This window comes from Nocardia sp. NPDC024068, from assembly GCF_040638875.1.
Classification (GTDB): Bacteria; Actinomycetota; Actinomycetes; order Mycobacteriales; family Mycobacteriaceae; genus Nocardia.
The window spans coordinates 35493-57754 of the sequence record NZ_JBEZYU010000032.1; the positions used below are offsets into that span (position 1 = coordinate 35493).

Consider the following 22262-nt stretch of genomic DNA (forward strand, 5'->3'; position numbering starts at 1 on the left):
CGGGGTGCCCCCGCCGGGGGCGAACCGGAGACCTGGAACGGCTGTCAGGACGCGCCGGAACGCATGAGTTCGAATACCGGCACCGGACGTCCGGCCTTCTCACCCGCCTCGCGGGCGGCTCGCCAGAACTTCTGTGCCGTACGGGAAAGCGTGGCGTCGACCCCGGCCTCCTCACTGGCGTCGATGATGTGCTGCGCGCCGGCGTCCATCATCGCGAACGCGGCCGCGTCACCCCAGCCGCCGGACTTCGCGGCCGCCGCGTACTGCGCCATGAAGAACGGGTAGGCCTCACTGGAACGCTGCGCGTACGGCAGGAACCGGTCGATGTCGTTGCCGGAACTTTCGATCAGTGCCAGCGCCTGATCGAAGGCCAGCATCCAGGGATGGAAGGTGATCAGCAACGCCTGGTAGAACACCTGCGCCAAACCGTCGTCGGTGCCGAGGTACTCCTGTGGACTCAGCGGTCGCAACAGGTCGGCATGAGCCTCGAACACTTCCTGGCTGCCGCTGTAGAAGATGTACGAGGCGGGATGGGTGATGTCATCGCCCGCCGACATGAAACCGCCGGAAAGGAATTCGGCGTCGTGCGACCGCACCCAGGCCCCGCCCTTGCGCGCCATCTCCGGCGAATCCGAGGAGAGATTCGCGATCACTTTGCCGGCGAGCCGGTCGGCCACCGGCCCGAGGACGTCGTACATCGCGGCGTAATGGGTCAGGCTGAGCACGATCACCTCGTTGGCGGCGAGCGCCTCGGCCACGGTCGCGGCACGTTTCGCGCCCAGCGCCGCCATCGCGTCGGCCTTCGCCGCGGTGCGGTTCCAGACGGTGACCTCCACACCCGCCGCGAGGAACGCGCGAACCATCGCCTGCCCCATCGGCCCCAGGCCGACGACGGTGACGGACCGGTTTTTCTGCTGAGACATATCCATGCCCCTTCTCGGTAGTCCTTCGGTTGATCGGCGCCGGATCCGATAGTGCGTCGCCGCAGCTAGAGTGGACAAGAACGTACGCCCGGGTGGGGTTGCCCACCTCGAGGTCCGTAATGAGGTCAGGAGGACGCGATGACCGCAGCCGGTGATACGGATCACGATGTCTGTGGGATGTCCCTGGCCATCGACGTGGTCGGCGGCAAATGGAAACTGCACCTGATGTGGATCCTGGGCGAGGGACCACGCCGGTTCGGGGAGATCCGCCGGACACTCACCGGGGTCAGCGAGAAAGTGCTGACGGAGAATCTGCGCCATCTGGAGGCGAACGGGGTGGTCTGCCGCGAGGTGTACCCCGAGGTGCCGCCGCGCGTGGAGTATTCGCTCACCGCGCTCGGCAAGGATCTGGCCGGCGCGCTGCGCCCGCTGGAGGAATGGGGCGATCGCCATCGCGATCACCTGATGGGAGCCACCTGCTGACCGCGGTGGCGGAGAAGTGGAGCCTAGGGGAATCGAACCCCTAACCCCTGCCTTGCAAAGGCAGTGCTCTGCCAATTGAGCTAAGGCCCCTTGCAGACCCGGCGGGAAACCGCCGGTCGCCTGCGAAACAGTAGCGTTCCGGCACGTACACCGTCAAACAAGGGTACGTCGACGCCCTCACCGCCGCAGTGCGCCGGTGGCCTCGAACTCCGCTTCGCGCCCCTGCATCTGCTCGCGGTACCAGTTCTCCCGGTGCCACAGCATGAGCTGCTCGTGCAGGCGGCCCACCGGTGGCACCCGTCGCAGCAGTTCCACGGCGGTGACCAGCGGGATCCTTGCGATGGGCAGCAGTACCCACGGGAACGCGGGCGGCATCCGATATCGGCGGCGCGTCGTGGGCAGCATGAACAGCGCCGCATACGCGGAATTGATCCGGTAGTTGTAGCGCGCCCGCAGCCGCGCCGGACCCCGCTGTTCGGCGCGCGGCGCGAAGGCGGCCGGATAGGACTCGATGAGCTCGGCGCCGTGAGCCCCGGAGTCGTGGGCACGGGCGACCATGGTCATCGCCATCACCCGCAGGGTGTCGGCCACGGTTTCCGGATGCCACGCGAGCCGCACACCGAGCAGATAGCCCAGGTACTTCTGGAAGTGCAGTAACGCCCGGAACTCCGCGGGGGTGGTCTGGTATCCGAGCGCCCACAGACCCAGCCCCGGGACCGTGCTGCCCGCGATCAGTGTCAGCAGTTGGTAGGTCTGGCTGATCGGCAACCCCCACCGTTCGGTATCCCATTCCGGATGCCGCGCGACGCCCGCACGGACCGATACGTGCATGATTCGCACCTTCAGTGCGGTGGCACGTCCCGGCGACCCGGTGGTGAGCAACGCACCCGGCCGGGAAACGTCCATCCAGAACCGGCAGGTCTCCAGGAAACGGCGCAGCGCGCTGTCGCCGGCGTAGCCGCCGGCCAGCGAGAGCGGTGTCGCCACGGCGGATTCGGTGTACATCTCCAGGGTTTCCGCGCCCGCGAAACTGAACAGCATGGTCCCCCACCGGCGCCAGACCGCGGCGCCGCGCTCGACCAGTTCCGGGCGCACCCAGTCGGGTACGGTCTCGAACTCGGCGAACAGCGCGCGCATGGCCTCCGGAGCGTCCGGAACCTCGCCGATTCCCGCGCTCAGGGCGGTGTCGAGCATCCGGCGACCGTGATCGCGGCCGATATCCCCGTGCAGGACCTCGGCGACGAACCGCTCGGCGACCGGATCGCCGGAGAACATATCCCGGCACAGGGCGCGCGCCTGTTCGTCGGTGGGGAAGAGTTCGGCTCCGGTGAGCGTGCGCAGCAATCGTTCGGCCCGGCGCACCCACGGCCTCTGCCGCGCCTGCCAGTAATGAAATGCCTCCGGGCAACGCGGGGCAGCGCCCTCCGCACCATCCGGGTAGTCCACGGTTGCCGACATCGTCGCTCCCCTCGCCGATCCCGCCGTCCCGGTCCGATATCTCACCGAACCGGACCCGTTTTGCGGACCGTACCTTTACGTATGGCAATACAGTACTCGATGGTATGGATTGAGGGCGAGGGTTCGCGGAAGCTCCACCTTCGGAACGCATATATCCGTGCCGTCGGTGAGGACGCCGCGAATCCGTCGATGACCGTTTACAGCGGAGCCTCGGATGCGGCTCCCCTACCATCGGGGTATGAGACTCAGTGCCGATCCGTCGGGCCGATGACGGCGGGTTCCACCGCCGACCACCCGGACCCATCGGACGAACGGCCGGCCACTCCCCGTCCGAAATCGAAGAAGGCGCAGGCGCAGCAACGCCGGACCCGCCGCACCGCACGGCTGACCTACGACGATTGGGTCGACGGTGCGTTGAATCTACTGTCGCGCGAGGGCGTCGCGGCGATCAAGATCCCGCGACTGTGCCAGGAACTCGGGGTCACCAAGGGCAGTTTCTACTGGCATTTCGACGATATCGAGCAGCTCACGACGGCGATGGCCGACCGCTGGAGCGCGACACAGAGTGAAACGGTGCGCGAACTGGGCGCCTTCGTGGGGATTCCGGTGGAGGAACGGATCGAGAAGATGGCCGCGATGCTCGTCGACCGGCGGCACTGGCTGGTGGAGACCACGGTACGGGAATGGTCCCGGAGCAATCCGAAGGTCGCGGCCGCGGTACGCACGCTCGATCAGGAAGTTTTCGAAACGGTGCACCGGACGATGCTGGACCTGGGATTCGACGAATACCAGGCCGGGTTGCGGGCCGGCGCCATGGTGTATATCGGGCTCGGTCTGATCCACGGCCGGGACAACCTGCCGACGCCGACCACCGCTCAGGTGCATTCGGTCATCGAACTGCTGGCCCGGCCGTGATCACCCGGCTGTCAGGTGCCTACCGGCCGGCCGGGGACGTCGAACGCGGCGGACTCAGCGAGTGGTGACCTCGTGCCACAGATCGGCGTCGTCACGCTGGCGCAGTTTGTTGATCCCGATGAGGACCGCGGCGACAATTCCGATGGTGAGAACGTATTTCATACTTTCAGCTTAGTGCGCCACCGGGCGGCCCGCTTCCCGGCCTCGGCCCTGCGGCCCGCCCCCGCAGCGTTCCGCGCGCCCTGCCCCATCGCCGCAACGGTGTCGGTGACCACCACCAGGAGGCGACGGCGGCGCATTGCGGGCGCTGTCGTTCTCCGGCGGAGAGGCCGACTCCGGACCGCTGCGATACCGGACCATACGGCGATATCGGGCCTGGGTGTGAACGACGAAATTCATCGAGAAATGCAATCGGGCTCGGATGAATTTCATCCGAGCCCGATTGCACTGTTCCAGTGGGTCTAGGAGGACTTGAACCTCCGACCTCTTCGTTATCAGCGAAGCGCTCTAACCGCCTGAGCTATAGACCCGCGGGACGACTGCTCTATGTCAAGTAACCGCCGAGGAGAGACTGTACCGGAATCCTCCATGAGGAACCAAAACGGCTGGTCACAGAGCCGGAGGCCGGCACACACCCTAACGCGCGACGGCCGGCCCCGAATTTCCGGGGTCGGCCGTCAACGGAAGAACCGGATCAGTCGGGGTCGGCCAGGGTGACCTGAATACCGCCGACCATATCGCAGCACTGGTTGTAGATGAACGTCCCGACGGTGGCCAGGGCGGTGAACAGCACGACGTTGATCAGCCCGATCACCCCGGCGTAGCCGAAGACCGTGCCGGCGTCGATAAGGCCCACCGACCCGCTGTCCGGCGACACCATATCGGTGAACGTGCTGTTCAGCCGCTCCCAAACGCCCATACCGGCCAGCACCATGTACAGCAGGGCAACCGCGATCATCCAGACGAAGAACATGGCGACGCTGATGACCAGGGTGATCTTCAGCGTCGACCACGGATCGATACGCCGCACCTGCACGGTCGCCCGGAGCGGCTCGCCGCCGAGCACCGCTTGCGGCAGCCCACGCGGGACCTGCGGGGCCGCCGGGGCCGCGGGGGGCGGAGTGTGCTGGATATGCGGAGGATGCGGGGCGTGCGGGGCCTGGTCCGGAGGCAGCGGATGCCGGATCTCGGAAAGGTCCGGCATATCCTTGACCAGCTCCGGCCGGGCGATACTGCGGGTAGGACCGTCCAGCCCAACGGATTTGGCCATGGCCGCTTCCTTACGCGCCGCCTTGGCCGCCAGGTCGCTGGTGGTCCGCGCGTTGGTGACCCCGCCGCTCAGACCGACCCCGCGCTGCGACTGGGCGCCGCCGACCGGCATATGCCCGGGACGCGAGAGGTTGGACTGGGGTTCCCGTTGCGGCAGCTGCGACCAGCCCTCCTGGAAACGTCCACTGTCCGTTCCGTTTCCACCCTGCTGCTCGGGCGGATTGCTACCGCCCTGCTGCTGACCGGGATTCTGCTGGCCGGGATTCTGCTGGCCGGGATTCTGCTGGCCCGCCGGTGAATTCCGCGATTCGGACGCGAATTCTCCCTGGTTCTCCTGATTCTCGGGCGCCGGGCCCCCGGCGGACGACCCGCCGGGCGGGTTACCACCCTGCTGACCGCCGCCGGCCTGCTCGTTTTCCGCGGCATCGCCCGGCCGCTGGATCGGGCGCGGCGAAATCGGGGACGGGGTGACCCTCTCGGTCACACCGTTCGTCTGCTGCCGCTCGTCGCTCGGCTGTTTCGGAGTGGTCAATGGGAATCCTCGGATCCGTTCTTTGCCGCCGATATGGGATTACTGTTCGGGGGAACCGCCACCGTCGATCTGTTCGGGCTCGTCGGCGTTACGTGCGATCGCAAGCAAGGTATCGCCCTCGCCGAGGTTCATCAATCGCACGCCCTTGGTCTGCCTACCGGCCTTACGAACCTGCCGGGCGGCAGTGCGGATAACCCCTCCGCTGGACGTGATCGCATACAGCTCGTCGTCGTCGTCGACGATGAGCGCCCCCACCAGGGTGCCACGCCGGGTGTCGTACTGGATCGTCAATACACCTTTTCCGCCTCGTCCCTGGGCGGTGTACTCCTCGATGGCGGTCCGCTTGGCATAGCCACCCGAGGTCGCTACCAGCAGATACGTTCCATCACGGACCACATTGAGCGAGAGTAGGGCATCTTCGGCGTTGAACCGCATACCCTGCACACCCGAGGTGGCGCGCCCCATCGGACGCAGCGCCTCGTCGGTGGCGGAGAACCGGATCGACTGTCCCTGCGCCGAGACGAGCAGCAGATCGTCCTCGGCCGAACACAGTACGGCGCCGACCAATTCGTCGTTGTCGCGCAGGTTCACCGCGACGATACCGCCGCTGCGGTTGGAGTCGAAGTCCACCAGACGCGACTTTTTGACCAGGCCCTTCTGCGTGGCCAGGACCAGGTAGGCGGCGTCCTCGTAGGATTTGATCCGGATGACCTGGGCGATCTTCTCGTCCGGCTGGAAGGCCAGCAGATTCGCGACGTGCTGACCGCGCGCGGTGCGGTTGGCCTCGGGCAGTTCGTAGGCCTTCACCCGGTAGACGCGGCCCTTGTTCGTGAAGAACAACAACCAGTCGTGGGTCGAGGTCACGAAGAAGTGCCGGACGATATCGTCCTGTTTGAGCCCGGCGCCCTGTACGCCCTTACCGCCACGTTTCTGGCTGCGGTAGAGGTCGGTTTTGGTGCGCTTGGCGTATCCGGTCTCGGTGATGGTGACGACGACGTCCTCGCGGGCGATCAGATCCTCGTCGGCGACATCACCGTCGGCGGAGATGATCAGGGTGCGCCGGTCGTCGCCGTATCGCTCCACGATCTCGGCCAGTTCGTCGCGCACGATCGCCCGCTGACGTTCCGGCTTCTCCAGGATGTCCTTCAGATCGGCGATCTCGGCCTCGAGCTTGGCCAGTTCGTCGACGATCTTCTGCCGCTCCAACGCCGAGAGGCGTCGCAGCTGCATATCCAGGATCGCGGTGGCCTGCGTCTCGTCGATATCGAGCAGTTGCATCAGGCCGGTGCGCGCGGTATCGGTATTGGCCGACCGGCGGATCAGCGCGATGACCTCGTCCAGCAGATCCAGCGCCTTGACCAGGCCGCGCAGGATATGGGCGCGTTCCTCGGCCTTGCGGAGCAGGTAGCGGGTGCGCCGGACGATGACTTCCAGCTGATGGTTCACATACAGCCGGATCATCTGATCCAGGCGCAGGGTGCGCGGCACGCCCTCCACGATGGAGAGCATGTTCGCGCCGAAGCTGGTCTGCAGCTGGGTGTGCTTGTAGAGATTGTTTAGCACCACCTTGGCGATCGCGTCACGTTTGACCGTGACCACGATGCGCAGGCCCACCCGGTCCGAAGACTCGTCGTGGATATCGGAGACTCCGGCGATTCGGCCGTCCTTGACCTGCTCGGCGATCGCGTTGATGAAGTTGTCCGTGTTCACCTGGTAGGGCAACCCGGTGATGACGATGGTGGTGCGGCCGCGGGCGTCCTCTTCGATCTCCACCACACCGCGCATCCGGATGGACCCGCGGCCGGTGGTGTAGGCATCGTGGATGCCCTGGGTGCCCACGATCAGGCCGGCGGTCGGGAAATCCGGGCCCTTGACCCGCTCCATACAGGCGGCGAGCGTGGATTCCTCGTCGGCGTCGTGATTGTCCAGCGCCCAGTAGATGGCCTCGGCCAGCTCGTTGAGATTATGCGGTGGGATATTGGTCGCCATACCGACCGCGATGCCGTTGCTGCCGTTCATCAGCATATTCGGCACCCGGCTGGGCAGGACGACCGGTTCCTGGGTCTTACCGTCGTAGTTGGGGATGAAATCGACCGTGTCGTGGTCGATCTCGCGCAGCAACTCCATGGCCAGCGGGGTCAGCCGGCATTCGGTGTAACGCATGGCGGCGGCGCCGTCGTTGCCCCGGCTGCCGAAGTTGCCCTGGCCGTCGACCAGCGGATACCGCATCGCCCACGGCTGGGCCATCCGCACCAGGGTGTCGTAGATGGCCGAGTCGCCGTGCGGATGGTAGTTACCCATGGTGTCGGCCACCGGACGGGCGGACTTCACATAGCTACGATCGGGCCGATAGCCGTTGTCGTGCATCGCGTAGAGGATCCTGCGGTGCACGGGTTTGAGGCCGTCGCGCACCTCGGGCAGCGCGCGGCCCACGATCACGCTCATCGCGTAATCGATGTAGCTGTTCTGCATCTCCTGCTGGATATCGACCGGCTCGATCCGGTCGCCCGCGCTCTCCGGCGGCAGGGTGGTGTCGGTCATGCAATCTCCTAGGTACTGACGGAACAACGGTGGATCACCCGCGCGCGAGCGCGCTGTACATCACCGCGCGCGTGCGCGCCGCGGGCGAAGCACCGCTCCTACACGTCGAGGAAGCGGACGTCCTTGGCATTACGGGTGATGAAGCTGCGGCGCGCCGCGACATCCTCGCCCATCAGAACGCTGAACAGTTCGTCCGCGGCAGCGGCGTCGTCCAGCGTCACCTGACGCAGCACGCGAACCGAGGGATCCATGGTGGTTTCCCACAGCTCCTTCGGATTCATCTCGCCGAGACCCTTGTACCGCTGGATACCGTCGTCCTTGTTGATTTTCTTACCGGCCGCCAGGCCCGCCTCGAGCAGTCCGTCGCGCTCACGGTCGGAGTAGGCGAACTCGGGCTCGGTGCGATGCCATTTCAGCTTGTACAGCGGCGGCTGCGCCAGGAACACATGTCCCTGTTCGACGAGCGGGCGCATGAACCGGAACAGCAGGGTCAGCAACAGAGTGGAGATGTGCTGGCCGTCGACATCGGCGTCGGCCATCAGCACGATCTTGTGATACCGCAGTTTGGCGATATCGAACTCGTCGTGGATACCGGTGCCGAAGGCGGTGATGATCGACTGGACCTCGGCGTTCTTGAGGACCTTGTCGATCCGCGCCTTCTCGACGTTGATGATCTTGCCGCGCAGCGGCAGGATCGCCTGATACATCGAATCGCGACCGGATTTGGCCGAACCGCCGGCCGAATCACCCTCGACGATGTAGATCTCGGATTTGCTCGGATCCTTGGACCGGCAATCGGCCAGCTTGCCCGGCAGGCCGCCGATATCGGTGGCGCTCTTGCGCCGGACCAGTTCGCGCGCCTTCCGGGCCGCGACCCGGGCCTGCGCCGAAGACACCGCCTTGTTGACGATGGTCTTGGCATCGGCCGGATTGGCCTCGAACCAGTGCGCGAGGTGCTCGTTGCAGGCGCGTTGCACGAACCCCTTGACCTCGGTGTTGCCGAGCTTGGTCTTGGTCTGCCCCTCGAACTGCGGTTCGCTCACCTTCACGCTGACGATGGCGGCCAGACCCTCACGGATATCGTCGCCGGTGAGGTTGCCGTCCTTGTCCTTGAGGAGCTTCTTCTCTTTCGCGTACCGGTTGACGACCGTGGTCAGCGCCGCGCGGAAACCTTCCTCGTGCGTGCCGCCCTCATGGGTGTTGATGGTGTTGGCGAAGGTGTGCACGGACTCGGAGTAACCAGAGTTCCACTGCATGGCGATCTCGAGCTCGTGCCCGGTGCCCTTGCCGTTGAACGCCACCACCGAGTTGTGGATCGGCTGCTTGGTCCGGTTGATATGCCGGACGAAATCCTCGAGACCGCCCGGGTAGTGGTAGGTCCGGGTCTTGACCTTGTGCTCGGTCGCGGGCTTCTCGCCGCCCTCATCGTGCTTGGGCGCCTCGGCGGTATCACTGACCACCTCGTCGGTGATCTCGGTATCGGTGACCCGCTCATCGGTCAGCACGATGGTCAGGCCCTTGTTCAGGAAGGCCATCTCCTGCAACCGCCGCGAGACCGTCTCGAAGTTGTAGGTGGTGGTCTCGAACACGGCGGGATCGGCCCAGAACCGGATGGTGGTCCCGGTGGCCTTGGTCGGATCGCCCTGGATCAGTTGCCCCGGAACCGCGTCCTTGTAGGTCTGGCTCCAGTGGTATCCGTCGGTGTCGACCTCGGCTTCGAGCCGGCTGGACAGCGCGTTGACGACGGAGATGCCGACACCGTGCAGACCGCCGGACACGGCATACGAATCGGAATCGAATTTGCCGCCGGCGTGCAGCTGGGTCATGACGACCTCGATGGTCGGGATGCCCTGGGAGTGCATCGCCACCGGGATACCGCGGCCGTCGTCGACGACCTGGACGCCGCCGTCGGCGAGGAGGGTTACCTCCACCCGGCTGGCGTGCCCGGCCATCGCCTCGTCGACCGAGTTGTCGACGACCTCCCAGATCAGGTGGTGCAGGCCGCGTTCACCGGTGGAACCGATGTACATGCCCGGGCGCATCCGCACCGCCTCGAGACCTTCGAGGACCTTGATGGAGGAGGCACCGTAGTCCTGCTTGTCCGATGCGCTCGAACCCGATGCTTTGGAGTCTTTGGCAGCCACTGGTCGGTAGCTCTCCTTACTTGCTGGTCCCCGGGACGACGGTAGGACAGCACGCGTGGGGCCCGGAATCGATCGAGGGCTGCACACAGCGCGCCGAGGGTATCGCCGCTGATTTACTATTCCATCTTACTTGGCAGCCCAACTTACAGTGCATCTGCGACACCCCTGAGCGCTTCCAGGATGGGAGAAATCGACCCGGCACGGGTCCCCTCGCGGCCCGGGCGGTTTCGGACCATCAGATTCGGCCTGAGAGTTCACTGACGGCCACACCCGAATATGCGGCCGGTTCCACGTGAAACCGAACCCCTATCCGTAGGTGTCCCGCGGCCCTCTGCCCCGTACGTGGCGCTGTCCTTTACGCCAGCTGGGTGCGGTGGGGCCGGCGATCCGCAGGGACCGGACAACACCGGGGCCGACGGCCGCGCTGATCTTCGCGAGCAGTTGCGCCTGCAGCAATCGCAGTTGAGTCGCCCACGCGGTGGACTCGGCCGCCACGCTCAGCACGCCGTTCTCCAGTTTCACCGGTTTCGCGTGGGCCGCGATGTCCTCACCGACCACACCCTCCCAATGGCCGAAAACGGTGCCCTCGGCCACCTTGGTGGACCAGCCCCGGCTGCGGGCGATGGAACTCGCGAGTTTCGACAGCGGCTGCGGATCCCGGTCGTCCGGTCGCGGACCGGACCATCCGCTGCGCCGACGGCCGGTCCGGCCGCGGCGCGGCGACGAGCGCCCCTGCCCCACGGACTTGCCGCTTGCCCGCGCGGCCGCACGGGCCTCTTCCAGCGCACGGCGGGCAAGGTCGATCCCGCGTAACTCCGGCGACGCGGCTTCGGCGGACGGCGGCGTGCCACCGGGTGTACCGGGCTGGTCGGTCATGGTCGCGCTCCACTCACCGGTTCGAGTTATCCCCAGGTTCGACCGGTATTCCTCAGGTTGTGCACATCCGAGGTTCCGCTCCCCGGCGCCGCGGCCCCGATCCGGGCATACCTGGTGATGAATAGGAAATTCCCAGTTCAGACCAGGTTTTACGAGGTTCGGCGCGGGTTGCCGACAAGCGCACCGAGCCACCACCCGAATCCGGGCCGACGACCAGGGGAACAAGTTATCCACAGGTTGTGGATAACTGTGCGCTACGTGCCGGGCGGGGATAACGGCCCGACGTACCGGCTCACTCTACGAACGCTCCGGCCCGCGTGCAAGGCAGGAACCACCGCGTGTCCGAGGTGCCGACTATTCGCCGGCAACGGCGGATGATTCTCCGCCGGTCCCGCCCGTGGCCGCCGGCGCCGGAGACGAGGACAACCTCGAAATCCGGTGTTCGGGATCACCGGTGGTCGTGACCCGCAGGGTGGCTCCGGAGAGTTCGGCAGGGACGTCCTCGGGGACGGCCGCGGTAACGAGTACCTGCTCCGCGGCCGCGGCAACCGCCGCCAGCGCGGTCCGGCGGCGGCGATCCAGCTCGGCGAAAACATCGTCGAGCAGCAGCACCGGTTCGGTACCCCCGGCCCGCAGCAGCTCGAAGGCGGCCAGTCGCAGGGCGAGCGCGAACGACCAGGACTCGCCATGACTGGCGAACCCCTTGGCGGGCGTCTCACCGAGCATCAGATCCAGGTCGTCGCGGTGCGGACCCACTGTGCAGACACCGCGCTCCAGTTCCTTCGGCCGGGCCGCGGCGAGTTCACGCAACAGCGTTTCCTCCAGTACGGCGGTATCGCCGGGCTCGGGAACACGACCCGGATCGAGGAGTTCCTCCGGAAGCGCGGCACTGCGGTAGCCGATGGCGGCCGGACGCGATTCGGGAGCCAGTGCCGCATAAGCGCGGGCCAGGTACGGGTGCAGTTCGTGCACCAGGCGCAGCCGCTCGGCCAGCAGCACGGCCGCATGCGCGGCCAGGTGCCCGTCCCACACGTCCAGCGTGCCGAGTTCGGCCCGCCCCGAACGGCCCGCGGTTTTCAGCAGGGCCGACCGCTGCCGCAGCACCCGGTCGTAGTCGGCGCGGACACCGGCCAGGCTCGGGCGGCGGGCGGTGCACAGCTCGTCCAGGAAGCGACGCCGCTCCCCGGGGTCTCCGCGCACCAGGGCCAGGTCCTCCGGGGCGAACAGCACGGTGTGCAGGATGCCCAGGATCTCGCGGGGGCGGCGCACCGGTGAGCGGTTGATCTGGGCCCGGTTGGCCGTACCGCGGTTCAGCTCCAGATCGATACGCAGTTCGCGGCCCAGATGCACCACATTCGCGCCTATCCGGGCGCGTTCGGCGCCGGTGCGAACCAGCGGTGTATCGCTGGAAACCCGGTGCGAGCCGAGCGTGGAAAGGTAGCCCAGGGCCTCGAGCAGGTTGGTTTTGCCGTTGCCGTTGGCACCCAGGAAAACTGTAGGCCCTGTGGATAACTCGATCTCGGCGAGCTCCCAGGAACGGAAGTCACGCAAGGTCAGAGCACGGATATGCACCTGTTCACACCGCCCGAAACATCACCACCGAGTTATCCACAGCTGTGGATAACTTCGGATTGTGCAGGTCGGCGCGCGAGTTTGCGGCGATATCGCTCCCCCGCGCCGCCGCGGTCTCCATGGGATCACACACCCGGGCACGGAGGCGGATCGGCCGCCGGGTCAGCGCTGCCGGGTCCACGGGCTCAGCCCGGAAGCCGGACCGGCATCAGCAGGTAGATGTACTCGCTTTCCAGGGCCGGATAGGCCCCGGTGTCGAGCGGTTCCGGTGCTTCGTCGGCAGCCGGCAGCAACACCGCCGGACGGCTGGGAGTGGTGAAGCCGAACGTCACCCGGTCCGACCGCAGCGCGGAGAGCCCGTCGATGAGATACCCGGGGTTGAAGGCGATGGTGAGCGGTTCGCCCCGGAAATCGGCGGTGAGCCACTCCTCGGCCCGGCCGGCATCGTCCCCGCCCGCGGAGAGCAGCAGTCCCTCTCCGGAGAACTCCAGCCGCACCTGGGCGCCACGCTCGGCCACCAGGGCGACACGTTTGATGGCCTCGGCGAGGGAGGCGACCTCCAGCGTCGCGATGGAAGTGTGCTCTTTCGGCAGCAGCTGCCGGAACTTCGGGAATTCGGCATCGAGTAGCCGGGTCGTGGTCCGGCGGCCACCGTTCACGATCCCGAGCAGCCCGTCGGCCCCCGTTCCCGAGCCCAGCGACAACTGCACGGGCCTATCCGAGGCGCCCAGGGTCTTCGCCGATTCGGAGAGGGTGCGGGCCGGGATGAGGACCGCGGTCTCGATATCGGTGCGCGCCGGCTGCCACTGGATATGGCGGACCGCGAGCCGGAACCGGTCGGTCGCGGCGAGGACGACCTGCGGCCCCTCGATTTCGACCCGGATCCCGGTCAGCATGGGCAGCGTATCGTCGCGACCGGCGGCGACGGCGACCTGGCCGACCGCCTCGGCGAACACATCGACCTGCAGTTCCCCACTGGACTGCGGCACCTCGGGCAGTTGGGGATAATCCTCGACCGGCATGGTCGGCAGCGAGAACTTGGCGCTTCCGCACTGGATCAGCACCCGGCTGCCGTCGACCGATACGTCCACCGGTTTGTTCGACAGGGCCTTGGTGATATCGGCGAGGAGTTTGCCCGAGACCAGCACTTTGCCCGGCCCGGCGACTTCCGCGGCGACCCGCATCTGCGCGGAGACCTCGTAGTCGAACCCGGAAACCGTCAAACCGTCCTCGTCCGCGACCAGCAGGACTCCGCCGAGAACCGGGACCGGCGGGCGCGACGGCAGACTGCGTGCCACCCAGGCGACCGATTCCGCGAAATCCTCACGCGCGACCCGAAACTTCATGCCTGCAAGGTCCATCGCCCGAGGTGTCCTCTCCCGTTCAGTGTGGATCGGTGGCCGTACTGCCCCCGTGTATCCGGCTGCGCCTACTCCTGCTCCGCCGGCGCGGTTACCGCGCGATCGGTGAACCGGCTCGATCGCCCGAGAAGTCCGGCACACGCGACCGACATCAGACCGTACCCGGTTTCCGGTGGCCGGGTCGGCTGCCCCTCCGTGTGGAGGATACGTCCTCGGGGGCCGGACGGACCAGGCCTGCCCCACATGCGGCGGTGGAGTATCCCGGCAAGGGGGGACGCACATGGGGACGGTTGGGGACAAACGAGCGGGAACCGATTCCCGCCACGTATCCACAGCTGTCCCGTGCCCGCGATGTGGACAAGTCCGCCGTCCGGTTATCGCGCCGGCCCGCCGGTGCTGTCCGAGCGTGCTCGGCTCGGGACTCTCGGACAGGAAGGCCGACCCCGGCCGGGGCACTCGCGGACGAGTGCTCATCCGTCCGAGTACCGCCCGTTCCGCTCTCCTTGTCGGCTCCGGGCGCGATTCGAGTCGTGCGGTCCGCTCGACGGCTTGTCCACACATCCTGTTTTCAAGAGAAATTCTCTAGGGGAAGAACAGGAGTAGTAATAGGCCCTGTGGAAACTGTGGATTTCCCCTGTTTTACCTGATGGCAGCGCGTGTCCGCCTGTGGACCGCCGTGGGATAACTCGAGGATGGATTCGCCCGCTCTGTGGACAGGTTTCGTTGTCCACACTGTCTCCACAGTTCATCCCCAGTTCGCTCCCCAGTTTTCGCGTTGTTGTGCACACTGTGTACGAATCCGTGGATAACCTGTGGATTCCTCGAGGATTCCCCAGGGATTCCACAGGTTGTCCCCATGCCTCTGACCGGATCGCTCCTGATCAGTGCGTGTGGATGAATCTGCCTGTGGAAACTGTGGATAACCTTCCTGTGGACAAGATCTCGGCGCAGGTGGTCCGAAGCTGTGGAGGAACCGGTGGACAACCTGTGGAATCCACAGGGATAACCATCGGAAACCCCCAGTTCAGGGCATCCACAGGCTGTTAGCGGAATACCTGTGTATGGATTCGGAATGCCGCCCCCGGCGACTGATCGGACCCGACCGGCGAAGCGCCGATTCGCCAACCCGATTGAGGCCGTGAGGCATTGCGCCGCGGGCCGGCCGGCGGCGCAATGCACCCGCGGTGGTCATTGGTTCGGGTCCTGCCGTACCCGGAGCGCCCGGGAACGATGCACCCACCAGTGCGCTCGTCGGACCTCGCTGGGGCCGTGCGCCGACGCAGGCAGCAGTCCGCGAGGGCCGAAGAAGCGAAGGAAATGGGGCCGAAGGTCCGCGAATGTACAGGGCGTCGATCTCACCGATTGCCGGGGCGGATCAGGCGATCATCCCGAACGAATTCGAGGTCCTGCCCGGAAGAGGTGCGAGCACCCGACGGTATGTGGTCGCGCTGTGGCACCGGCCCGGAGCCATCGGACTCCGAGCCGCACCGGGCGAGAATTCGGATCGACTACCGGGAGCGCTGCTTGATCCGCGCGGTGAGTTCCTGGACCTGGTCGTACACGCGGCGCCGCTCCGACATCTCCTTACGGACCTTTTTCTCCGCGTACATGACGGTCGTATGGTCGCGGCCGAAGGCCTGGCCGATCTTGGGCAGCGAGAGGTCGGTGAGTTCGCGGCACAGGTACATGGCGATCTGGCGGGCCTGGGCGAGCGGCCGCGCCTTGCCCGGACCGGTCAGTTCCTCCATCGAGGTGTTGAAATACTCCGCGGTGACACCCATGATCGTCGAGGCGGTGATCTCGACGTCCTGTGATTCGGGCATCAGATCGCGGAGCACCACTTCGGCCACGGATTGATCCAGCGGCTGACCGTTGAGCGAGGCGAACGCGGTGACCCGGATCAGTGCACCTTCGAGCTCGCGGATATTGCGTTCCACCCGGCTGGCGATGAGTTCGAGGACATCGTGCGGGACATCCAGGCGATCCATCCGCGCCTTCTTGCGCAGGATCGCGATACGGGTCTCCAGTTCCGGCGGCTGCACATCGGTGATCAGCCCCCATTCGAACCGGGTACGCAGTCGCTCCTCCAGGGTGGCCAGCTGCTTGGGCGGGCGGTCGGAGGACACCACGATCTGTTTGTTCGCGTTGTGCAAGGTGTTGAAGGTGTGGAAGAACTCCTCCTGGATACCTTCCTTGCCCTCGATGAACTGAATATCGTCGACCAGCAGGATGTCGGTCTCCCGGTAGCGGCGTTTGAACGCCACCTTCCGGTCGTCGCGCAGGCTGTTGATGAAGTCGTTGGTGAATTCCTCGGTCGACACGTATTTGACCCGCATCCCCGGGAACAGCCGCTGCGCATAGTGACCGGCGGCATGCAGCAGATGGGTTTTGCCGAGTCCGGAGGCGCCCCAGACGAACAGCGGATTGTAGGCCCGCGCGGGCGCCTCGGCGATCGCGACGGCGGCCGCGTGCGCGAACCGGTTGGACGCGCCGATGACGAAGGTCTCGAAGGTGTACTTGGCGTTCAGGCTCGCCGAGGATTTCGAGGGATCGGCGGTTTCGGTCGGTTTGGCGAAGAAGGTGGGCCAGGAATCCCGGACGTTCACCACCTTCTCGTCCTCGTGATCGTCGTCGACGGGCTCGATCCCGGAATCCCGCACGCTTTCGCGGAGACTGTCGCGGCTGCTGTCCCGGTGGGGGTCGCGGCCGGCGGTTTCGGCGGCCGGAAGGTCGGGTGCGAAAAGGGTGTCCTGCGCCGGGCGGCTCGTACGACGCGGCGGCAGGACCGGATCGAGTTCGGGTCCGGAATCACGGACGGGCGGGGCGGGACGGTCGCGGCCGCCGGCCGGTTCCGCGATATCGGAGCGGCCCGTGGAGTAGGCGTCGCGGTATTCGGCGGGTGGATACTCGCGGTCCCGCTCGTATCCGGGCTCCCGGGTGTACTCGGCCGCCGGTGCGTATTCCCGGGGGTACGGCCGGGGAACCGCGTACGGTGCGGGCCCGTCGCCGCCCCGGACCGGCGGCGAGTTCCCGAACTGCGCCCCCTGTGGCAGTTCGGGGAGGGCCGGGCGCCGGGAATGGTCGGGCCCGGGTGCTTCGGGCCCGCGTGGATGGCCGGGGTTCAGCGGCAGCTCCCCGGTCAGCGGTAGTTCCGCCTCATGGGAGAACTCCTCGCGCGGATAGCGCGGTTCGCCCGCCTGATTACGCGGGAAGCCCGGATCGCGCTGGTAGCCGCGGGCGGGATACTCGCCGCCGTCGGAATCGCGCGAGGGCTCGGCCTGCCAGGGTTCCGGAGGCCCGGCGGGAACCGGTGACGGTCCCGGTCCGGGACGGGGGGACCCGAAATGATCCGGCCGGTTGGTCATGCGTGCGTGCCGAGGGGGCCCGCTGTCGGAGCCGGTGGGCACCGGTGCCGCGATGCGCACCCCCAGCCCCTCCACCTGAGGCCCGAGCCGTCGGCCCAGCGATCGCAGAATGGGTTCGCGCAGGTCGCGTTCGATTGCTTCCTGGGCGAGCGACGACGGGACGGAGAGCAGCGCGAAACCCTGGACCACCATCAGCGGTTTGACGAGCTTCAGCCAGGCCTGCTGGGCCCGGGTCACCGCGGCAATGGCACCGTCGGGCGAACCGGTGGTCAGCTCCGCGACCACCGTCGGCCACACCGTGGCCAGTACGTTCTGCTCGTCGTCCATCCAGTGTCCTCCCCGGGAGTCGGTTGCTCGGCGCAGACGTCCGGGGCTCGCGGTGCGTCTACTGTACTGGTTCGTTTCAGCGACACCGCATACGTCCACCCGACCAGAGCTGCCGCATCCGGCGCCCCGGGAGCGCTGCGACGGATACGGCGCCCGAGGGGCGCTGCCGGGAATCCCCGATTTCCCGGCTGCTGCGTGGCACCGTCGGCCCTACGAATATGCCATTCACAGGGTATTTCCACACAATTATCCACAGATGTGCACAATCTCCGTGGACCGCCGTTCTGGTCGCGCGGTGCGGACGACCCGGTGGCAGGCCTACGACCTGCGGCCTCGGGGGCCGGGCGGATGAGCGGTGATGATCACCACCACTCATGAATCGCGGCCCACGGCGGCAACCGCCGCGCGGATCGCCGCGATGGGGGGCGAGTTTGACCCGGTAGAACTGGATAAGTACCCTCGTACAGTCACCCCTTGGCGCGGTGACCGTTCTGTGCTGACCGTTCGCCAGGACCGCGGCGCCGAGTCGGAGGACATCGCCAGAATCATTGAAAAGCTTCGGGCGCCGCGGGGCGCCCACCAATTCGAGGAGTGTTCACCGTGGCCAAGGGCAAGCGGACGTTCCAGCCGAACAACCGTCGTCGGGCGCGGGTCCACGGTTTCCGTCTCCGGATGCGGACCCGTGCGGGCCGCGCCATCGTTTCCGCGCGGCGCCGTAAGGGCCGCGGCACCCTCACCGCCTGATCGCCCGTCGTATTCGGTGCCCGATGCCCGGTTCGCCGAACTCCGTGGCCCACGCCGCCGGTTGTCCGATCCGGCCGGCGGCTCCTTTCCACCTGGGATCTCCGGGTGCTTCCTGAGCCGCACCGGCTGCGCCGACGTGCCGATTTCTCCCGGACGGTACGCCGCGGCCGGCGCGCGGGAAAACAGGATCTGGTCGTCCACGTACTGACCGAACTGCCGGATCCCGAATCGGGTGAGGTAACGACCCGGTTCGGTGGACCGCGTTTCGGGTTGATCGTCAGCAAGGCGGTGGGTCCCGCGGTCGTCCGTCACCGCGTGGCTCGCCGCCTGCGTCATATCTGCGCCGAGCTGACCGCGGAGGTCCCCACCGAAGTGGATATCGTGATTCGCGCACTCCCGGGCTCCGCTGCCGCCGGCAGCGACGAGCTCCGTCGGCAGCTGCGCAGCGGTCTCCGCAAGCTCGGCGTCCAGCCCGTCGGCGCATTCGCCGACGCAGGTACCCCGTGATGAGCCCCCGTGGCCGTCGCCTCGCGCCTGCTCGCTGGCCCGCGAATATTCTGATCTTTCTGATCGAGCTGTACCGGACCTATGTCTCCCCCACCCGGATGCCGGTCTGCCGATTCACACCCACGTGCAGTGAGTACGCGGTCACCGCGCTGCGCACCCGGGGACTGGTGATCGGCCTCGGACTGACGGCCGCCCGGCTGGCCAAATGCGCACCCTGGCACCCTGGTGGATGGGATCCCGTACCGGAGCGGCGGCGCAACGTCGGCCACGACGATCCGCGGACCGAAGCTTGTAAGGGATCACCGCACGCGGTGATCGGTGACACTACCGACGGGAGTGCATAGAGCCGTGCTCGATTTCATCTATTATCCGGTGTCCTGGATCCTGTGGTTCTGGCACCGGGTCTTCGGCTTCGCCTTCGGAGCGGACAACGGTCTGTCCTGGGCGCTGTCCGTGGTGTTCCTCGTCTTCACGCTGCGCTTGGTGCTCTACCGGCCCTTCGTGAGGCAGGTCCGGACCACCAAACAGATGCAGGAGTTGCAGCCCCAGATCAAGGAGCTGCAGAAGAAGTACAAGAACGACCGCCAGAAAATGGCGACCGAGATGCAGAAGCTCCAGAAGGATCACGGCTTCAACCCGCTCATGGGCTGCCTGCCGATCCTGGCGCAGGTCCCGGTCTTCCTCGGTCTGTTCCATGTGCTGCGGTCGTTCAACCGGACCGGCCACGGATTCGGGCAGCTCGGTATGGATCCCTATACCAACGCCCACACCCCGAACTACGTCTTCAACGCCGACGATGTGCAGTCGTTCCTGAGCGCCCGTATCTTCGGCGCCCCGATCTCGGCCTTCATCACCGCACCGGTGGACGAACTGCAGGCCTTCGCCGACTACGGCGGCGTGCCCAGCAAGATCAGCATCGCCGCCGTCGCCATCCCGCTGATGGTGATCGCCGCGATCGCCACCCACTTCAACGCACGCGCCTCCGTCGCCCGGCAGACTCCCGAGGCCGCGGCCAATCCGCAGGCCGCGCTGATGAACAAGCTGGCGCTGTGGGTGTTCCCGTTCGGTGTGCTCATCGGTGGTCCGTTCCTGCCCATCGCCATCCTGCTCTACTGGGTCTCCAACAACATCTGGACCTACGGCCAGCAGCATCTCGTCTTCGGCCGGATGGCCAAGGAAGAAGAGGCCAAGGCGCTGGAGCGTAAAGAGAAGCAGGCGCAGAACGCACCGAAGCCCGGTGCCAAACCGGTCGACACCAAGAAGAAGACGGCGAAGCCCGGCGAAGAGGATGCCGATCCCGCCGACGAAGGCGCTGCGGGCACCAACGGCTCGACGCCGACCAAGGCCGCCGGCAAGCAGTCGGGCCAGCGGAGGTCGAGTGGTCAGAAGCGACCCGGCAATCGCGGCCGCGCCAATCAGAAGCGCCGGCGCTGACCGCTCCCCCACCGAGACCCCTTGTGATCGGGACCCGGCCGGCCGACCGGGTGGAGTCCCGACGAGCAGATAAAAGGAAACATATGACTCTCGAGACCGAAGGCGGCGACGCCACCGTATCCGCGACCGTGGTGGAAGCCGATCCTGATGACGCCGTGAGCGATGCAGAGGAGGCGCTCATCGAAGAGGGCGAGATCGCCGGTGACTATCTCGAACAGCTTCTGGATGTGCTCGACTTCGACGGCGATATCGATCTCGATGTCGAGGGCGACCGTGCGGTGGTGAGCATCGACGGCGGTAATGATCTGTCGAAGCTGGTCGGTCACAGCGGCGAGGTGCTGGACGCGCTGCAGGAGCTCACCCGGCTCGCGGTACAGCAGTCGACCGGGGTGCGCAGCCGGCTGATGCTCGATGTGGCGGGCTGGCGTGCCAAGCGGCGGGCCGATCTGAGTGAACTCGGCGCCGCGGCCGCGCAGCGGGTGCTGCAGACGGGATCACCCGAGCAGCTCGCGCCGATGACGCCGTTCGAGCGCAAGATCGTGCACGACGCCGTGGCCGCGATCGACGGGGTCGCCAGCGAGAGTGAAGGCGTGGAGCCGAACCGCCGGGTTGTGGTCATCCCGGAGTGAGACGGCGATCCGGCCGAACGCGGCCGGTGGTTGGATAGGGCTCGGGTCCGATGGACCCGAGCCCTTTCTCTGCCCGGCGCGCGGTGGTCCCGGTTGTCGCGGGTAGCGGATACGGTTGACCTTCGATACCGGGTGGCCAGTTCACACCGGCGCGAACGATCACACAGAAGGGTGTTTCACGTGAAACCAGATCTCGGCGACTCGGCGGCCGCGGCGCCGGAGTCGCGGCCGCCGGCGGAGGCGGAGGTCGTATTCGGTGACCGCGTGGGGCTGGCGCGCCGATACTGGGACGCGCTGGCCACCGCCGGGGTGGAGCGTGGACTCATCGGCCCCCGCGAAGTCCCGCGCCTCTGGGAGCGGCACATCCTGAACTGCGCGGTGGTCGGTGAAGTGATCGGTGAGGGCGCTTCCGTGGTCGATATCGGCAGCGGCGCCGGTCTCCCCGGAATCCCCCTCGCGCTGGCCCGGCCGGACCTCCGGATCATTCTCGTCGAGCCGCTGCTCCGCCGGACCGTCTTCCTGAAGGAATTCATCGACGCGGCCGAACTCGATATCACCGTGGTACGCGGGCGGGCGGAACAGCCGGGTGTGATCCAGGAAGCCGGCGGCGCCGATGTGGTGACCTCACGTGCGGTGGCTCCCTTGGCGAAGCTGGCCGAATGGTCGCTCCCCCTCCTGCGGGATCACGGACATATGCTCGCCCTCAAAGGGTCCAGTGTCACCGAGGAACTGGAACGCGATCGTGAAGCGGTCGAGCGTACCGGCGCCGGGAATTTCAGCGTCCTGGCGTGCGGCGTGGAAGTCCTCTCGACCCCCACTGTCGTGCTGTCCGCGGAACGGCTCCGGCGTTCGGAGCGGACGTCGAAGAAGTCCAAGAAGCGCGGCGTTCGGGCGGAGCGCCGCAAGAGCTGAGTCGATCCCGCCAGTCGTCCGCGGGGTGCCGGAACGGCAACGCGGGCTGCTGCTGTACGCGCCGGCGGCTGCGATGTTTCACGGGAAACATTGTCTGGAGTCCATCGCGGATTCTCTGCGCTCTCGACGACCATGCACACGGTGGTGGAGTTGCCATGATGGGTCGGCTCGGCATTGCTGAATCGCCCCGGCGAGTCCGGAGACTTACTGGTGTGACAGCTCAGCGGTGGGCTGGGCTGGTTGTCGACTGTAGTAGGCCGCTTCCGTCTC

At 66.7% G+C, this 22262-nt stretch carries 18 protein-coding genes and 2 tRNA genes; 8 read left to right on the plus strand and 12 right to left on the minus strand.

Annotated features, from left to right (window positions below; translation table 11 throughout):
- Positions 1 to 44 precede the first annotated feature (44 nt).
- Positions 45 to 1145, minus strand: coding sequence for an NAD(P)-binding domain-containing protein (locus AB0F41_RS21685; protein ID WP_357426497.1), 1101 nt, complete (start codon positions 1143 to 1145; stop codon positions 45 to 47).
- On the opposite strand from AB0F41_RS21685, the gene AB0F41_RS21690 reads away from it, so the two are divergent.
- A complete protein-coding gene (locus AB0F41_RS21690; RefSeq protein WP_357426498.1) occupies positions 1062 to 1406 on the plus strand; it encodes a helix-turn-helix domain-containing protein in 345 nt (114 codons plus the stop codon). The genes AB0F41_RS21685 and AB0F41_RS21690 overlap by 84 nt on opposite strands.
- Before the next feature lie 17 nt (positions 1407 to 1423).
- On the opposite strand, the gene AB0F41_RS21695 is transcribed toward AB0F41_RS21690, so the two are convergent.
- A tRNA-Ala gene (locus AB0F41_RS21695) sits at positions 1424 to 1496 on the minus strand.
- 87 nt (positions 1497 to 1583) lie between these two features.
- On the minus strand, positions 1584 to 2864 hold the full coding sequence (locus tag AB0F41_RS21700) for an oxygenase MpaB family protein (protein WP_357426500.1): 1281 nt from the start codon (positions 2862 to 2864) through the stop codon (positions 1584 to 1586).
- A 267-nt stretch (positions 2865 to 3131) separates the two neighbouring features.
- Here AB0F41_RS21700 and AB0F41_RS21705 point away from each other — a divergent pair, with 267 nt between their 5' ends.
- Complete coding sequence (locus tag AB0F41_RS21705; protein ID WP_357426502.1) at positions 3132 to 3779, plus strand: TetR/AcrR family transcriptional regulator; 648 nt, start codon at positions 3132 to 3134, stop codon at positions 3777 to 3779.
- Between the two features lie 54 nt (positions 3780 to 3833).
- Here AB0F41_RS21705 and AB0F41_RS21710 read toward each other — a convergent pair whose 3' ends face one another.
- From AB0F41_RS21710 to dnaA, 9 genes are all read right to left on the minus strand, one after another.
- The gene (locus tag AB0F41_RS21710; protein ID WP_327148968.1) at positions 3834 to 3941 is read right to left on the minus strand and encodes a DLW-39 family protein; all 108 of its coding nucleotides are present in this window, start codon (positions 3939 to 3941) and stop codon (positions 3834 to 3836) included.
- A gap of 294 nt (positions 3942 to 4235) precedes the next feature.
- Positions 4236 to 4309: transfer RNA gene (locus AB0F41_RS21715), tRNA-Ile, on the minus strand.
- Between the two features lie 164 nt (positions 4310 to 4473).
- Positions 4474 to 5580 carry a DUF3566 domain-containing protein gene (locus AB0F41_RS21720; RefSeq protein ID WP_357426504.1) on the minus strand — a complete coding sequence of 369 codons (1107 nt, stop codon included), beginning with the start codon at positions 5578 to 5580 and terminating at the stop codon, positions 4474 to 4476.
- Positions 5581 to 5619: 39 nt separating this feature from the next.
- Complete coding sequence (gene gyrA, locus AB0F41_RS21725; RefSeq protein ID WP_357426506.1) at positions 5620 to 8121, minus strand: DNA gyrase subunit A; 2502 nt, start codon at positions 8119 to 8121, stop codon at positions 5620 to 5622.
- A 98-nt stretch (positions 8122 to 8219) separates the two neighbouring features.
- Complete coding sequence (gene gyrB, locus AB0F41_RS21730) at positions 8220 to 10265, minus strand: DNA topoisomerase (ATP-hydrolyzing) subunit B (RefSeq protein ID WP_357426508.1); 2046 nt, start codon at positions 10263 to 10265, stop codon at positions 8220 to 8222.
- Between the two features lie 306 nt (positions 10266 to 10571).
- Positions 10572 to 11141, minus strand: a complete 570-nt coding sequence (locus AB0F41_RS21735) for a DUF721 family protein (RefSeq protein ID WP_357426510.1) — start codon at positions 11139 to 11141, stop codon at positions 10572 to 10574.
- 354 nt (positions 11142 to 11495) lie between these two features.
- Positions 11496 to 12713, minus strand: coding sequence for a DNA replication/repair protein RecF (gene recF, locus AB0F41_RS21740; RefSeq protein ID WP_357426512.1), 1218 nt, complete (start codon positions 12711 to 12713; stop codon positions 11496 to 11498).
- A 185-nt stretch (positions 12714 to 12898) separates the two neighbouring features.
- Positions 12899 to 14074: a DNA polymerase III subunit beta gene (gene dnaN / locus AB0F41_RS21745; RefSeq protein ID WP_357426514.1), complete on the minus strand. Its 1176-nt coding sequence runs from the start codon at positions 14072 to 14074 to the stop codon at positions 12899 to 12901.
- Between the two features lie 1508 nt (positions 14075 to 15582).
- Positions 15583 to 17766 (minus strand): chromosomal replication initiator protein DnaA, encoded by a 2184-nt coding sequence (gene dnaA / locus AB0F41_RS21750; protein ID WP_357426516.1) that lies wholly within the window; start codon positions 17764 to 17766, stop codon positions 15583 to 15585.
- Between the two features lie 600 nt (positions 17767 to 18366).
- On the opposite strand from dnaA, the gene rpmH reads away from it, so the two are divergent.
- The 6 genes from rpmH (at position 18367) to rsmG (ending at position 21992) form a co-directional block, all read left to right on the plus strand.
- Complete coding sequence (gene rpmH, locus AB0F41_RS21755; RefSeq protein ID WP_058854877.1) at positions 18367 to 18510, plus strand: 50S ribosomal protein L34; 144 nt, start codon at positions 18367 to 18369, stop codon at positions 18508 to 18510.
- 105 nt (positions 18511 to 18615) lie between these two features.
- Entirely contained in the window at positions 18616 to 19017 is a 402-nt protein-coding gene (gene rnpA, locus AB0F41_RS21760; protein ID WP_357426518.1) for a ribonuclease P protein component, read from the plus strand.
- Positions 19017 to 19361 (plus strand): membrane protein insertion efficiency factor YidD, encoded by a 345-nt coding sequence (gene yidD / locus AB0F41_RS21765; protein WP_357426520.1) that lies wholly within the window; start codon positions 19017 to 19019, stop codon positions 19359 to 19361. The genes rnpA and yidD overlap by 1 nt, the downstream gene beginning before the upstream one ends.
- 4 nt (positions 19362 to 19365) lie before the next feature.
- Positions 19366 to 20451 (plus strand): membrane protein insertase YidC, encoded by a 1086-nt coding sequence (gene yidC, locus AB0F41_RS21770; RefSeq protein WP_357426530.1) that lies wholly within the window; start codon positions 19366 to 19368, stop codon positions 20449 to 20451.
- Positions 20452 to 20534: 83 nt separating this feature from the next.
- The gene (locus tag AB0F41_RS21775; RefSeq protein WP_357426522.1) at positions 20535 to 21080 is read left to right on the plus strand and encodes a protein jag; all 546 of its coding nucleotides are present in this window, start codon (positions 20535 to 20537) and stop codon (positions 21078 to 21080) included.
- A gap of 171 nt (positions 21081 to 21251) precedes the next feature.
- Complete coding sequence (gene rsmG, locus AB0F41_RS21780) at positions 21252 to 21992, plus strand: 16S rRNA (guanine(527)-N(7))-methyltransferase RsmG (protein WP_357426524.1); 741 nt, start codon at positions 21252 to 21254, stop codon at positions 21990 to 21992.
- Positions 21993 to 22262: the final 270 nt, after the last annotated feature.